11 protein-coding genes and 1 pseudogene are annotated in these 14,760 nt (G+C 69.9%); all 12 read left to right on the forward strand.

Annotated elements, in window-relative coordinates; all coding sequences use genetic code 11:
• Nucleotides 1-240, forward strand: a pseudogene (locus tag VFV89_RS03710) (NADH dehydrogenase subunit D); the annotation flags it as partial.
• Nucleotides 240-992 carry an NADH-quinone oxidoreductase subunit NuoE gene (nuoE, locus tag VFV89_RS03715; protein ID WP_329704556.1) on the forward strand — a complete coding sequence of 251 codons (753 nt, stop codon included), beginning with the start codon at nucleotides 240-242 and terminating at the stop codon, nucleotides 990-992. The pseudogene VFV89_RS03710 and the gene nuoE, both read left to right, overlap by 1 nt.
• A gap of 99 nt (nucleotides 993-1,091) precedes the next feature.
• Entirely contained in the window at nucleotides 1,092-2,402 is a 1,311-nt protein-coding gene (gene nuoF, locus VFV89_RS03720; RefSeq protein ID WP_329704557.1) for an NADH-quinone oxidoreductase subunit NuoF, read from the forward strand.
• 3 nt (nucleotides 2,403-2,405) lie between these two features.
• Nucleotides 2,406-4,916, forward strand: coding sequence for an NADH-quinone oxidoreductase subunit G (locus tag VFV89_RS03725; protein ID WP_329704558.1), 2,511 nt, complete (start codon nucleotides 2,406-2,408; stop codon nucleotides 4,914-4,916).
• Nucleotides 4,913-6,223, forward strand: a complete 1,311-nt coding sequence (gene nuoH, locus VFV89_RS03730; RefSeq protein WP_329704559.1) for an NADH-quinone oxidoreductase subunit NuoH — start codon at nucleotides 4,913-4,915, stop codon at nucleotides 6,221-6,223. The genes VFV89_RS03725 and nuoH overlap by 4 nt, the downstream gene beginning before the upstream one ends.
• A gap of 3 nt (nucleotides 6,224-6,226) precedes the next feature.
• Nucleotides 6,227-6,835 carry an NADH-quinone oxidoreductase subunit NuoI gene (gene nuoI / locus VFV89_RS03735; RefSeq protein WP_329704560.1) on the forward strand — a complete coding sequence of 203 codons (609 nt, stop codon included), beginning with the start codon at nucleotides 6,227-6,229 and terminating at the stop codon, nucleotides 6,833-6,835.
• Entirely contained in the window at nucleotides 6,832-7,686 is an 855-nt protein-coding gene (locus tag VFV89_RS03740) for an NADH-quinone oxidoreductase subunit J (protein ID WP_329704561.1), read from the forward strand. Before nuoI ends, VFV89_RS03740 begins: the two co-directional genes overlap by 4 nt.
• Nucleotides 7,686-7,988 (forward strand): NADH-quinone oxidoreductase subunit NuoK, encoded by a 303-nt coding sequence (gene nuoK, locus VFV89_RS03745; protein WP_329704562.1) that lies wholly within the window; start codon nucleotides 7,686-7,688, stop codon nucleotides 7,986-7,988. Before VFV89_RS03740 ends, nuoK begins: the two co-directional genes overlap by 1 nt.
• A gap of 92 nt (nucleotides 7,989-8,080) precedes the next feature.
• Nucleotides 8,081-10,027 (forward strand): NADH-quinone oxidoreductase subunit L, encoded by a 1,947-nt coding sequence (nuoL, locus tag VFV89_RS03750; RefSeq protein WP_329704566.1) that lies wholly within the window; start codon nucleotides 8,081-8,083, stop codon nucleotides 10,025-10,027.
• Nucleotides 10,028-10,190: 163 nt separating this feature from the next.
• Nucleotides 10,191-11,741, forward strand: coding sequence for an NADH-quinone oxidoreductase subunit M (locus VFV89_RS03755; RefSeq protein ID WP_329704563.1), 1,551 nt, complete (start codon nucleotides 10,191-10,193; stop codon nucleotides 11,739-11,741).
• On the forward strand, nucleotides 11,741-13,339 hold the full coding sequence (gene nuoN / locus VFV89_RS03760) for an NADH-quinone oxidoreductase subunit NuoN (protein ID WP_329704564.1): 1,599 nt from the start codon (nucleotides 11,741-11,743) through the stop codon (nucleotides 13,337-13,339). Before VFV89_RS03755 ends, nuoN begins: the two co-directional genes overlap by 1 nt.
• The gene (locus VFV89_RS03765) at nucleotides 13,336-14,343 is read left to right on the forward strand and encodes a polyprenyl synthetase family protein (protein ID WP_329704565.1); all 1,008 of its coding nucleotides are present in this window, start codon (nucleotides 13,336-13,338) and stop codon (nucleotides 14,341-14,343) included. Before nuoN ends, VFV89_RS03765 begins: the two co-directional genes overlap by 4 nt.
• Nucleotides 14,344-14,760 lie beyond the last annotated feature (417 nt).

Genomic DNA, 14,760 nt, shown 5'->3' on the forward strand with positions numbered 1-14,760 from the left:
GTCACCGAGGGGTTCCGGGTCCCGGCCGGTCAGGCCTATGTGCCGATCGAGTCCCCGCGTGGCGAGCTCGGGGCGCATGTGGTCTCCGACGGTGGCACCCGCCCGTTCCGGGCGCACTTCCGCGACCCGTCGTTCACCAACCTCCAGGCCACGAGCGTGATGAGCGAGGGCGGCATGGTCGCCGACGTGATCGTCGCCATCGCGAGCATCGACCCCGTGATGGGAGGCGTCGACCGCTGATGACCCTCACCCAGGAGACCTACGGCGAGCTCGAGGAGATCGCCGCGCGCTACCCGGAGGCCCGCAGCGGCCTGCTGCCGATGCTCCACCTGGTGCAGTCGGTCGAGGGCCGGATCACCCCGGAGGGCATCGAGGCGTGCGCGGGCATCCTCGGCATCTCCGCGGCCGAGGTCAGCGGTGTCGCGACCTTCTACACGATGTACAAGCGCAAGCCGGTCGGCGACTACCTGGTCGGCGTCTGCACCAACACGCTCTGCGCGGTGATGGGCGGCGACGCGATCTTCGAGCGACTCAAGGACCACCTCGACGTCGGCAACGATGAGACCACCGAGGACGGAAAGATCACCCTCGAGCACGTCGAGTGCAACGCGGCCTGCGACTACGCGCCAGTCATGATGGTCAACTGGGAGTTCATGGACAACATGACCCCGCAGTCCGCCGTCCAGCTGGTCGACGACCTGCGCGAGGGCAAGGAGGTCTCCTCCACCCGCGGGCCCCGGCTCTGCACCTGGAAGCAGGCCGAGCGCGTGCTCGCCGGGTTCCCCGACGGCCTGGCCGACGAGGGGCCCGGCGCCGGCCCGGCCTCACTGGTCGGCCTGCAGCTGGCCCGCGAGAACGGCTGGACCGCTCCGGGCACCGACGGCGCGAAGGCGATCGCCCCCGGCACCGCCGACAGCAAGGAGGGGGCGGTCGCCCAGGCCGACACCTCCCGCGCCGAGACCGAGACCACGCAGGAAGAGGGCAAGAAGTGACGGCCGACATGGGTGCTTCGAGGCTCCTTCGTGGCTCGCTGCGCTCGCACCTCAGTACGAGCGCGGTGACGCACCTCAGCCACCGGAGGAGGGCACTTCGTGGCTGACACATTGACCCCGGTCCTGACCGACATCTGGGACGCCGACCAGCCCTGGAAGCTGTCGACCTACACCGCCCGGGGCGGCTACGGCGCGCTCGAGACCGCGCTCGGGATGGCGCCGGACGCGATCATCGAGGCGGTCAAGGACTCCGGTCTCCGCGGCCGTGGTGGCGCCGGCTTCCCGACCGGCATGAAGTGGTCGTTCATCCCGCAGGACAACCCGAGGCCGAAGTACCTCGTCGTCAACGCCGACGAGTCCGAGCCCGGCACCTGCAAGGACATCCCGCTGATGATGGCCAACCCCCATGTGCTCGTGGAGGGCGTGATCATCAGCTCCTTCGCCATCCGCGCCAACAAGGCGTTCATCTACATCCGCGGTGAGGTGCTGCACGTGCTCCGTCGCGTGCAGGCCGCCGTCGACGAGGCGTACGCCGCGGGCCACCTCGGCAAGGACATCCACGGCTCCGGCTACGACCTCGACGTCGTGGTCCACGCCGGTGCGGGCGCCTACATCTGTGGCGAGGAGACCGCGCTGCTCGAGGGGCTGGAGGGCCGTCGCGGCCAGCCGCGGCTGCGTCCGCCGTTCCCGGCGGTGGCGGGGCTCTACGCCAGCCCGACGGTGATCAACAACGTCGAGTCGATCGCGTCGGTGCCGAGCATCATCGAGCACGGCGCGGAGTGGTTCGCCTCGATGGGGACCGAGAAGTCCAAGGGCTACGGCATCTTCAGCCTCTCCGGCCACGTCGCGAAGCCCGGCCAGTACGAAGCCCCTCTGGGCATCACCCTGCGCGAGCTGCTCGACCTGGCCGGCGGCGTCCGGGAGGGGCACGAGCTGAAGTTCTGGACCCCCGGCGGGTCCAGCACCCCGCTCCTGACCGCCGAGCACCTCGACGTACCCCTCGACTTCGAGTCGATCGCCGCCGCCAAGTCGATGCTCGGCACCCGCGCGCTGCAGATCTTCGACGACACCACCTGCGTGGTCCGCGCGACCCTGCGGTGGACCGAGTTCTACAAGCACGAGTCGTGCGGCAAGTGCACCCCGTGCCGCGAGGGCACCTGGTGGCTGGTGCAGATGCTCACCAAGCTCGAGCAGGGCGAGGGGTCGGAGTCCGACCTCGAGCTGCTCCTCGACCAGTGCGACAACATCCTCGGCCGCTCGTTCTGCGCCCTGGCCGACGGTGCGGTCAGCCCGATCGAGAGCTCGATCCGGTTCTTCCGCGAGGAGTACCTCCGGCACCTGACCGAGGGCGGCTGCCCCTTCGACCCGATGAAGTCCACGCTCTTCGCCGACCTGCTGGAGATGGCCTAGCCGATGACGACCGCTCCCGAGAAGCCGTCGACCGCCGAGGTCGAGCAGACCAAGACGGTGACGCTGACCATCGACGGCATCCAGGTCTCCGTCCCCGAGAACACGCTGGTGATCCGTGCCGCCGAGCAGGTCGGCGTCCAGATCCCGAGGTTCTGCGACCACCCGCTGCTCGCGCCGGTCGGCGCCTGCCGCCAGTGCCTGGTGGACATCCCGGACGCCGGCAACGGCCGCGGCTTCCCCAAGCCCCAGACCTCCTGCACGCTGCCGGTCGCCGAAGGCATGGTCGTCAGCACCCAGGTCACCAGCCCGGTCGCCGACAAGGCGCAGCAGGGGATCATGGAGTTCCTCCTGATCAACCACCCGCTCGACTGCCCGATGTGCGACAAGGGCGGCGAGTGCCCACTCCAGAACCAGGCGATGTCCAACGGCCGCGGCGAGTCCCGGTTCTTCGAGACCGGCGGCCTCAAGCGCACCTTCCCCAAACCGATCAACATCTCGGCCCAGGTGCTGCTCGACCGGGAGCGCTGCATCTCGTGTGCGCGTTGCACGCGCTTCTCCGCGCAGATCGCGGGCGACCCGTTCATCGAGCTGGTCGAGCGGGGCGCGCTCCAGCAGGTCGGCATCTACGAGGAGGAGCCGTTCAACAGCTACTTCTCCGGCAACACCATCCAGATCTGCCCGGTCGGCGCGCTGACCTCTGCCGACTACCGCTTCCGCTCCCGCCCCTTCGACCTGGTCTCGACGCCGTCGATCGCCGAGCACGACGCCTGCGGCTCCGCGATCCGCGTCGACCACCGGCGCGGCAAGGTGATGCGCCGCCTCTCGGGCAACGATCCCGAGGTCAACGAGGAGTGGATCACCGACAAGGACCGGTTCGCGTTCCACTACCTCACCGCCGGAGACCGGCTGACCTACCCGCAGGTCCGCGACACTCTGCCGGACGGCGGGCGGGGCGAGCTGCGCCCGGCCTCGTGGTCCGAGGCGTTCGTGGTGGCGGCGCGTGGCCTGCGTGACGCCGCCGCAAGCTCTGGGGTGGGCGTCCTTCCCGGCGGCCGGGTCACCGCGGAGGACGGCTACGCCTACGCCAGGTTCGCGCGCGTCGCCCTCGGGACCAACGACATCGACTTCAGGGCCCGCCCGCTCTCGGCCGAGGAGGCGTCGTTCCTCGCCGCGCACGTGGTGCTGACCGGCCCCGCCGGAGGGGCGGCGACCTACGGCGACCTCGAGAAGGCCGGCACCGTGCTGCTCGTGGGCTTCGAGCCCGAGGACGAGGCGGGCGTGGTCTTCCTGCGGCTTCGCAAGGCCAGCCAGGCGCACCGCACCAAGGTCGTCTCCATCGCGCCCTACTCCTCGCGCGGGCTGCGCAAGATGGACGGCAAGCTCATCGCGACCGCCCCGGGCCAGGAGGCGGCCGCCCTCGACGACCTGGGCATGACCGGCGACCACCCGCTCGACGCGACCTCGGTGATCATGGTCGGCGAGCGGCTCGCTACGTCCCCGGGTGCGCTCTCCTCCGCGGCCGGCCTCGCCGCCCGCACCGGCGCCCGGCTGGCCTGGGTGCCGCGCCGGGCCGGTGACCGCGGCGCGATCGAGACGGGCTGCCTGCCCAACCTGCTGCCCGGCGGCCGCCCGGTCACCGACCCGCAGGCCCGGGTCGACGCGGCCACCACGTGGGGTGTCGAAGCCCTGCCCGACACCCTGGGCCGCGACGCCGACCAGATCGTCGCCGCGGCCGCTGCGGGCGAGCTCGCCGGACTGGTCGTCGGTGGCGTCGACCCCGACGACACCGCCGACCCGGCGGCGTTCCGCGCCGCCCTCGAGAACGCGTCGTTCGTGGTCGCGCTCGAGCTCCGGGAGACCGACGTGACCAGGGCCGCCGACGTGGTCTTCCCGGTCGCCGCGGTCACCGACAAGGCCGGGACCTTCGTGACGTGGGAGGGCCGCCCGCGCCGGTTCGACGCGGTCTTCACCAACCCCCAGGCGCTCCCGGACAGCCGCGTGCTGGCCGGGATCGCCGAGGAGCTGGGCCGTCCGCTCGGCTTCCGCACGGTGGCCGAGGTCCGGGCCCAGATGGAGGACCTCGGCCCGTGGGACGGCGAGAGGGCGACGATGGAGCCTGTCGCGACGCCGTCGGCCGAGCCTGTCGAGACCACCGCAGCGTCGGCTCCCAGCACAGATCCGGAGTTCTCGACAAGCTCGATCAGCGTCGGTAGCGGTGGCCTTCTCCTATCGACCTGGAAGCAGCTGCTCGACAACGGCTCACTGCAAGACGGCGACGACAACCTGCGCGCCACCGCCCGACCCGCCGTGGCCAAGGTGAGCCAGTCGGTCCACGACGCCTGCGGTGACCTGGTGACCATCACCGGAGACCGCGGCGAGTGGACACTTCCGGCCGAGGTCGCCGACGTCCCCGACGGCGTGGTCTGGGTCCCGTCCAACAACACGGGCAACGGCGTGCTCGCCGACCTCGCCTCGCCGGGCAGCCGGGTCACCGTGAAGGGAGCGACGGCATGACCGTCCCGTCGATCACGCCGCTGGCGCTCGAGGACGTCTTCGGCCAGGACCCGTGGTGGATCATCCTGATCAAGACCGTGATGATCTTCGTGATCCTGGTGTTGCTGACGCTGTTCAACATCTGGTGGGAGCGGCGGGTCGTGGCCCGGATGCAGCACCGGATCGGGCCCAACGTGCACGGGCCGTTCGGTCTCCTGCAGTCGCTGGCCGACGGCGTGAAGCTGGCCCTGAAGGAGGACATCATCCCCAAGGCCGCTGACAAGGCGGTCTTCCTGCTCGCGCCGGTCCTGGCCACCGTGCCCGCCTTCGTGACGTTCTCGGTGATCCCCTTCGGCCCTGAGGTCAACTTCTTCGGGACCCGGACCCCGCTGCAGCTCACCGACATGCCGGTGGCGGTCCTGTTCGTGATGGCCATCGCCTCGATCGGCATCTACGGCATCGTGCTCGGCGGGTGGGCCAGCGGCTCGACGTACGCCCTGCTCGGCGGCCTGCGCTCCAGCGCCCAGATGATCTCCTACGAGGTCGGGATGGGCCTCGCCCTGGTCGCGGTGTTCCTCTACGCCGGCTCGCTGTCGACCTCGGAGATCGTGGCCGCCCAGGACAAGTTCTGGTTCGGCCTGATCCTGTTCCCGTCCTTCGTCATCTACGTCATCTCGATGGTCGGCGAGACCAACCGCGCGCCGTTCGACCTCCCGGAGGCCGAGGGTGAGCTCGTGGGCGGGTTCCACACCGAGTACAGCTCGCTGAAGTTCGCGCTGTTCTTCCTGGCCGAGTACATCAACATGGCCACCGTCGCGGCGCTGGCCACCACGCTGTTCCTCGGCGGCTGGCACGCGCCGTTCTGGATCGACCACCTCTACTCCGGCTTCAACGAGGGCTACTGGCCGGTGCTGTGGTTCTTCGGGAAGCTGCTGTCCTTCATCTTCCTGTTCATCTGGCTGCGTGGCACGCTGCCCCGGCTCCGCTACGACCAGTTCATGGCGCTGGGGTGGAAGTGGCTGATCCCGGGCGCGCTGGTCTGGATCCTGGCCGTGGCCACGATCCGGGCGATCTCGCTGCACGGCGGCATCGACCGCGAGTACCTCCTGATCGCGATCGGCATCGTCCTCGTGCTCCTGATCGCCCTCTCGTTCTGGCCGGCTCGAGCAGACGAGGACGAGGAGGCCGAGGCACCCGCCGCCCCCAGCCGCCCCGGCTCGTTCCCGACGCCGCCGATGCCCGCGGGCGGAGCCGTCCGGGGCGCGGCCGAGCCGCTGACCTTCCGCAGCCCGACGACCACCGTGCCCGCCGGCACCACGGAGGACTGAGACATGCCCACGCTCAAGGAACAGTTCTGGGACCCGGTCGCCGGGTTCGGGGTCACGTTCCGGACCATGTTCAAGAAGGTGGTCACCGAGCAGTACCCCTTCGAGAAGCTGCCGACCGCCCCGCGGTTCCACGGCCGGCACCAGCTCAACCGCTGGCCCGACGGGCTGGAGAAGTGCATCGGCTGTGAGCTGTGCGCCTGGGCCTGCCCGGCCGACGCGATCTACGTCGAGGGTGCGTCCAACACCGACGAGGAGCGGTTCAGCCCCGGTGAACGGTACGGCCGCGTCTACCAGATCAACTACCTGCGCTGCATCCTGTGCGGCCTGTGCATCGAGGCGTGCCCGACCCGGGCGCTGACGATGACCAACGAGTACGAGCTGGCCGACGACAACCGCGCCGACCTGATCTACACCAAGAGCGAGCTGCTCGCGCCGCTGCTGCCCGGCATGGAGCAGCCGCCGCACCCGATGCGGCTCGGCGACGACGAGGGCGACTACTACCGCGGCACCTTCCGGCAGCCGGCCGAGGAGCAGCCCGACTTCGACCTCGAGGAGTCCGCGCTCCGCGACCTGGCCGCCGGGGTGGCGCCCGCCGAGGAGGCCGGCCCATGACCGCGTTCTACATCCTCAGCCCGATCATGGTGCTCGCCGCGCTCGGCATCCTGTTCGTCCGCAAGGCGGTGCACGCCGCGCTGCTGCTGGCGGTGGTGATGATGTCGCTGGCGATCCTCTACGCCGCGCTCGACGCGCCGTTCCTGTTCGCGGTCCAGATCATCGTCTACACCGGCGCGATCCTGATGCTGTTCCTCTTCGTGGTGATGCTGGTCGGCGTCGACGCCTCCGACTCGGTGATCGAGACGATCCGGGGCCAGCGGCTCTTCGCGGTGATCGGTGGGCTGGTCCTCGGTGTGACCCTCGTGGTCGGGCTGGGCCAGATCTCGCTGGGCACCGTGGTCGGGCTCGACGAGGCCAACGACCACGGCAACATCGAGGGGCTCGCCAACATCCTGTTCTCGAAGTACGTGTTCGCCTTCGAGGTCACCTCCGCGCTGCTGATCACCGCGGCCGTCGGCGCGATGGTGCTCGCCCACCGCGAGCGCCTCTCGCCGAAGCCGACCCAGGCGGCGTTGGCCGCCCAGCGGGTCACGGCCTACGCCGAGAGCGGCCAGCACCTCGGCCCGCTCCCGCCCCCGGGCGTCTTCGCTCGCCACAACGCGGTCGACACCCCGGCGCTGCTCCCCGACGGCAGCACAGCCGCGGCGTCGGTCTCGCGGGTGCTGGCCGCGCGCGGCACCGTCCGCTCCGCTCCGCGCGACGTCGACGAGGTGCAGCGCGCGATCGACTTCCACCCGGACGGGACGCCCGTCTCAGAGACCTCGCCCGACGGTCGGTCGGTCGCCCCCACCCGCGGCCCCGGCTCCTCCAGCGGCCCGGACCTGAGCCCCGACCAAGGCGGTAGCTGATGCACTCCGTGACCCCGTTCATCGTGCTCTCCTCGATCCTGTTCACCATCGGCGCGGTCGGGGTGCTCACCCGCCGCAACGCGATCGTGGTGTTCATGTGCATCGAGCTGATGCTCAACGCCAGCAACCTCGCCCTGGTCGCCTTCGCCAAGCAGCACGGCAACCTCGACGGGCAGATCGCGGCGTTCTTCGTGATGGTGGTCGCCGCCGCCGAGGTCGTCGTCGGCCTCGCGATCATCATGACGATCTTCCGGACCCGACGCTCGGCCTCGGTCGACGACGCCAGCCTGCTCAAGTACTGACCGGACAGGACGACGATGACCACCCCACGAAACCACGCAGAGGCGCTACGCGCGGGAGCGGCGTGCTTCCGCGGGGACCCCGGAAAAGCATGATGTTCACACTTGCCGACGTACCGGTGGTCGACCCGACCACCGCGGACGGCGTCTTCTCGCTCGCCTGGGTGGTCATCGCCCTGCCGCTGGCCGGCGCCGCGATCCTGCTGATCGGCGGGGCCATCGCCCCGCGGCAGTTCGCGTCGTTCGGCCACCTGCTGGGCTGCCTGCTCCCGATCGGGTCCTTCGTGATCAGCCTGGCGATGTTCATCGCCCTGCTCGGTCGCGACGACGACGACCGCCAGCTCAGCCAGCACCTCTACAGCTGGATCGACACCGGCACCTCGGGCCAGGGGCTGCATGTGGGGATGGACCTGCTCTACGACCCGCTGTCGGCGCTGTTCCTGCTGCTGATCACCGGTGTCGGGTCGCTGATCCACATCTACTCGATCGGCTACATGGAGCACGACGCGCGCCGGGTCCGGTTCTTCGGCTACCTCAACCTGTTCGTCGCCTCGATGCTGATGCTGGTCCTGTCCGAGAACTACCTCGGCCTCTTCCTGGGCTGGGAGGGCGTCGGCCTCGCGTCGTACCTCCTCATCGGCTTCTGGCAGCACAAGCACTCCGCGGCCTACGCGGCCAAGAAGGCCTTCGTGATCAACCGGGTCGGCGACATGGGCATGTCCACCGCGATCATGCTGGCCTTCGTCACCTGGGGGTCGACCAGCTTCACGGTGATCAGCGCGAACGCCGACGGCGCCAGCCAGAAGGCGATGACCGCCATGGGGCTGCTGCTCCTGCTCGGCGCGTGCGGCAAGTCCGCCCAGGTGCCGCTGCAGGCCTGGCTGCTCGACGCGATGGAGGGCCCGACCCCGGTGTCGGCACTGATCCACGCCGCGACGATGGTCACCGCGGGCGTCTACCTGATCACCCGCTCCAACTTCATCTTCGAGCGGGCGCCGGACGCCCAGACCGCCGTGGTGATCGTCGCGACCGTGACGCTCCTGTGGGGAGCGATCATCGGGTGCGCCAAGGACGACATCAAGAAGGGGCTGGCCGGCTCGACGATGAGCCAGATCGGCTACATGATGCTCGGCGCCGGCCTGGGCGTCGCGGGCTACGCGTTCGCGATCTTCCACCTCCTCAACCACGGCTTCTTCAAGGCCAACATGTTCCTCGGCGCCGGCTCGGTGATGCACGGCATGGACGACGACGTGGACATGCGCCACTACGGCGCGCTGCGCAAGGCGATGCCGGTCACGTTCCTCACCTTCGCGATGGGCTACCTCGCGATCATCGGGTTCCCCGGCTTCTCGGGCTTCTGGTCCAAGGACAAGATCATCGAGGTCGCGGTCGACCAGAACTGGGTCGTGGGGATCTGCGCCATCCTCGGCGCCGGCATCACCGGCTTCTACATGACCCGGATGATGCTGATGACCTTCTTCGGTGACAAGCGCTGGGAGAAGGACGTCCATCCGCACGAGTCGCCACTGGTGATGACTGTCCCGTTGATCGTGCTGGCGGCACTCTCGGTGCTCGGCGGCGTGATGCTGATCGGCGGCTGGATCGAGGACTTCCTCGCGCCGGTCACCGGCTTCGCCGAGGAGAGCCACCCGCCCATCCCGGCGTGGGCGGTCAGCGTCATCGTCGTCCTCGTCGTCGCCGCCGGCTTCGCGATCGCCTACTACTTCTTCGGCCGGCAGGAGGTCCCGCGCACGGCCCCGCAGGACGTGTCGTTCGTGACCCGTGCCGCGCGCCAGGACGTCTACGGCGACGCGATCAACGACGAGCTCGTCGTGAAGCCGGGACGCGCGCTCACCCACGGGTTGGCCGCCTTCGACACCGCGGTGGTGGACGGGACGTTCTCCGGAGGCGCGGTCGCGGTCGGCGGCGTCGGTGTCCTCACCCGGCGGCTCCAGAACGGCTTCGTGCGCTCCTACGCGCTCTCCCTTCTCGGCGGCGTGCTCCTCGTCGTCCTGGCCCTCCTGGCGGTGAACCTCGCATGAGCGCGGACGTCCTCAAGGAAGGCACTGAGGTGATTCAGGTCGTCAGCGGCTACCAGCGCGGGCAGCGGTGGTCTCGACAGGCTCGACCGGCGGTGAGCGGCTACCAGCGCGGGCTGCGGTGGTCTCGGCCAGCGGTGGCCCGGTCGGCCGGAAGGAGCCTGTGATGGATTCCTTCCCCTGGCTCACCGTCCTGTGGGCGGTCCCGCTCGCCGGTGCCCTGGTCACCACGTTCGCCCCGAAGGGGCTGCTGGCCAAGCAGGTCGCGCTGGTCGCCTCGCTGCTGACCCTGGCTGTCGGCGTCGTCCTCGCGACCCAGTTCGACAAGGACGGCTCGGGCTTCCAGCTCGAGGAGACCCACACCTGGATCAAGGCGTTCGGCGTCCACTACGCGCTCGGCCTCGACGGGCTCGGCCTGCTCCTGGTGCTGCTCACCGTGGTGCTGGTCCCGATCGTGCTCCTGGCCGGGTGGAACGACAGCCCCCTTGACGAGTGCAAGCCGTGGTTCGCCTGGGCGCTCGCGCTCGAGGCGCTCTCGCTCGCGGTGTTCGTGGCCACCGACGTGTTCCTCTTCTACGTCGTCTTCGAGGCCACGCTCATCCCGGCGTACTTCCTGATCGGCGGCTTCGGTCGGTCGCGCCGCGGCGCTGCCGCCCTGAAGTTCCTGATGTTCCAGCTCGGCGGCGGCCTGGTGCTCCTCGGCTCGGTGATCGGGCTCTACGTCGTGTCCGCGCAGCAGGGCTCGCCGTCCTACCTCTTCGGCGACGTGCAGGACCTCGACATCTCGACCAACGCGGGCCGCTGGCTGTTCGCAGGCTTCTTCATCGCGTTCGCGGTCAAGGCGCCGCTGTTCCCGCTGCACACCTGGTTGGCCGACACCACCGAGCAGGCCACGCCGCCGACGAGCGTCCTGCTGGTCTGCGTGCTCGACAAGATCGGCACCTTCGGGATGCTGCGGTTCTGCCTCGGGCTGTTCCCGGAGGCGTCTGACTGGGCAACGCCGGTGGTCGTGGTGCTGGCCCTGATCTCGATCGTCTACGGCGCGTTCCTGGCCATCGCGCAGGACGACATCCTGCGGCTGATCGGCCTGACGTCGTTGAGCCACTTCGGCTTCATCACCCTGGGCATTTTCGTGTTCACCACCGAGGGCGCCAACGGGTCGATCCTCTACATGGTCAACCACGGCATCGCGACCGCGGCGCTCTTCCTCATCGCCGGCTTCCTCATCAAGCGGCGCGGCACCACGCTGATGAGCCAGATGGGCGGGCTGGAGAAGGTCCAGCCGGTCATCGCCGGGTTGTTCCTGGTGGCCGCGCTGGCGACTGCCGGGCTACCGGGGCTGAGCCAGTTCGTCTCGGAGATCCTGGTGCTGATCTCGGCCTTCGACTACCGCTGGTACGTCGGCGCCATCGCCGTCACCGCCATCGTGCTCGCCGCGATCTACATGCTCTGGGCCTACCAGAAGATGTTCACCGGCCCGAACCCCGACTCCCTGCAGGTCGAGGTCGAGGCCGGCGGTGACGGCGTGGCCGACCTGGGCCGCCGCGAGATCGGCGTACTCGTCCCGCTGATGCTCGCCCTGGTGCTGTTCGGCTTCTACCCCGGCCCGCTGCTCGACGTGAGCAACCCGTTCTCGGAGGAGCTGCTGCAGCACACCGGGGTCAACGACGACGGACCGCAAGTGCCCGCCGAGGCCTCGAGCGAGGGTGGTCAGTGATGGACTTCACCAAGCCCACCATCGAGTACGCCCAGCTGTGGCCGATGCTCGTGGTCTTCGGCGTCGCCTGCGTCGGCGTTCTGGTCGAGGGGTTCGTGCCGCGCGAGCGGCGCTACGTCACCCAGGCCGGGCTGGCCGTGGCCGGGCTGGTGGTCGCGCTCGCCGGCTCGATCTACGTCGGCATGGACCTGAGCAAGCTCAAGTCCGGTGGCGACGTCGTGGCCCGCGGCAAGATCGCCGTCGAGGGCACGCTGGCGGTCGACGGACCGTCGATCTTCGTGTGGAGCCTCGTCCTCGTCTTCGCGATCGCCGGGGTCCTGCTGTTCGCCGAGCGGCGACTAGAGGCCGGGGTGTCGGCGTTCGCCGGTCAGGCCGCGGCGCTGCCCGGCACCGAGGCCGAGCGCGACGCCTCCACCCGGGGGCTCGACCACACCGAGGTCTACCCGCTGCTGATGTTCGCGGTCGGCGGCATGATGCTCTTCCCGACCGCCAACGACCTGCTCACCATGTTCGTGGCGCTCGAGGTGCTCTCGCTGCCGCTCTACCTGCTGTGCGGGCTGGCGCGGCGGCGCCGGCTGCTCAGCCAGGAGGCCGCGCTCAAGTACTTCCTGCTCGGCGCGTTCTCCTCGGCGTTCTTCCTCTATGGCGTGGCGCTGACCTACGGCTTCGCCGGGTCGATGGAGTTCACCGACATCAACGAGGCGGTCCACAACGACACCTCCAACCACGTGCTGCTGCTGATCGGCATGGGCATGCTGGCGGTCGGCCTCCTGTTCAAGGTCGGCGCGGTGCCGTTCCACGCCTGGACGCCGGACGTCTACCAGGGCGCCCCGACCGCGGTGACGGCGTTCATGGCCGCCTGCACCAAGATCGCCGCGTTCGGCGCGATGCTCCGTCTGTTCTACGTCGCCTTCGGGGCCGACCGCTGGGACTGGCAGCCGATGCTGTGGATCATCGCGATCATCACCATGCTGGTCGGGTCGATCCTCGCGGTCGTCCAGACCGACATGAAGCGGATGCTCGCCTACTCCTCGGTGGCGCACACCGGGTTCCTGCTCACCGGCCTGCTCGGTGTGCAGGCCGCCTCCGCGCTCGGCCCGGACGAGATCACCTCGCTCCAGGCGGTCCTGTTCTACCTTGCGACCTACGGGCCGGCGGTGGTCGCCACCTTCGCGATCGTGACGCTGGTCCGCGACGCGGGCGGTGAGGCCACGGCGTTCTCGAAGTGGGCAGGGATCGGCCGCCGTTCGCCCTGGGTCGCCGGCGCCTTCGGCTTCCTGCTGCTCTCGATGGCGGGCATCCCGCTCACCGGCGGCTTCGTCGGCAAGTGGGCGGTCTTCGAAGTGGCGTTCGCGGCCGGTGCGTGGCCGGTGGTGGTCGTGGCGATCATCGCCTCGGTGATCTCGGTGTTCTTCTACGTCCGGGTGATCAGGCTGATGTTCTTCGCCGAGCTGACCGCGGAGTCCGCGGCGGTGACCAGGCCGTCGCTGCTGACCTCGGTCACGATCGCCGTGTGCGTCCTGCTGACCCTCCTGCTGGGCGTCGTACCCGGACCGGTCCTCGACCTGGCCGGGAATGCGGGATCATTCATCAGGTGAGCTCCACCGACGGACCCTCTCTGGCGCTTCCCGTCACCGACCCCGACCTCGAGGCGCGGCTGCGCGCGCGCATGGACGAGGTCGAGAAGGCGCTCTACGCACACGTCCAGAGCCGCTTCCCGTTCGTCACCGAGGCCGCGCTGCACCTGATGGACGCCGGCGGCAAGCGGTTCCGGCCGCTGCTGGTGCTGCTCGCCGCCGAGGCCGGTGACCACCCGGACGCCGACGAGGTGCTCACCGCCGCCTGCGTCGTGGAGATCACCCACCTCGGCTCGCTCTACCACGACGACGTCATGGACGAGGCTGCGCTGCGGCGGGGCTCGGAGTCGGCCAACGCGCGCTGGGACAACCACGTCGCCATCCTCACCGGCGACTTCCTGTTCGCGAAGTCCTCCGAGCTCACCGCACTGCTGGGTCCTGACGCGGTCCGGATCCAGGCCGAGACGTTCAGCCGGCTGGTCGAGGGCCAGATCCTCGAGACCGTCCAGCCCGGCCCGGACGACGACCCGCTGGCCCACTACCTCGAGGTCGTCGCCGGCAAGACCGGCTCCCTGATCGCCACCTCGGCCCGCTACGGCGCCCGCTTCGGCGGCGCCTCGACCGAGGTCGAGGAGGCACTGGCGGCGTACGGCGAGATCGTCGGGTGCGCCTTCCAGCTCTCCGACGACATCCTCGACATCGCCTCGGACTCCGTGGAGTCCGGCAAGACGCCCGGCACCGACCTGCGCGAGGGCGTCCCGACGCTGCCGGTGCTGATGGCGGCCGCGTCCACCGACCCCGCCGACGCCCGTCTGCTCTCCCTCCTCAGCGCGCCGCTCACCGACGACTCGCTCCACGCCGAGGCGCTCTCGCTGCTGCGGGCCCATCCGGCGATGGACCAGGCCCGCGCGTACGTCGTCGAGCGCGCCACCGAGGCGAAGGCCCGGCTCTCGGCGCTGCCCGAGGGGCCGGTGCGTGCGGCGCTCGAGGCGTTCGCGGACGCGGTGGCGACGCGGTCGAGCTGACGCGGGGGGCGACCTGGGGGCGACGGGGGTCTCGCCGTCAGGATCGCGATCGGCGCCCGTGCCATGCGCGGGCCAGGGCAGCGGTGAGCAATCAACCGCAGCCTGGCCCAGGGTGGTTGATCACCCACCGCCACCTCGGCATGTCGGCGGGACACGACAGGCGCCGGTGGTCGGTGAACCCTGGGTGGCTCAGACCGGTTGAAGGGTCACCGCTGCCCGGCGTGGGCGGCCACCCACCCACGGAAGCGTCAGGAGAGCCTGATATCCAGTGACCCGGCAGGGGCCGGAGAGACTGACGCCCACCCGGCCCTGAGGCACACTTTCATCATGGTTGAGCACGCCCCGGTCGCTTCCGACGTCCCGACGAAGGGCAGAGTCCTCGTCGTCGACGACGACGCGTCCCTGGCGGAGATGCTC

This window comes from Nocardioides sp. (genome assembly GCF_036274455.1).
GTDB lineage: Bacteria > Actinomycetota > Actinomycetes > Propionibacteriales > Nocardioidaceae > Nocardioides.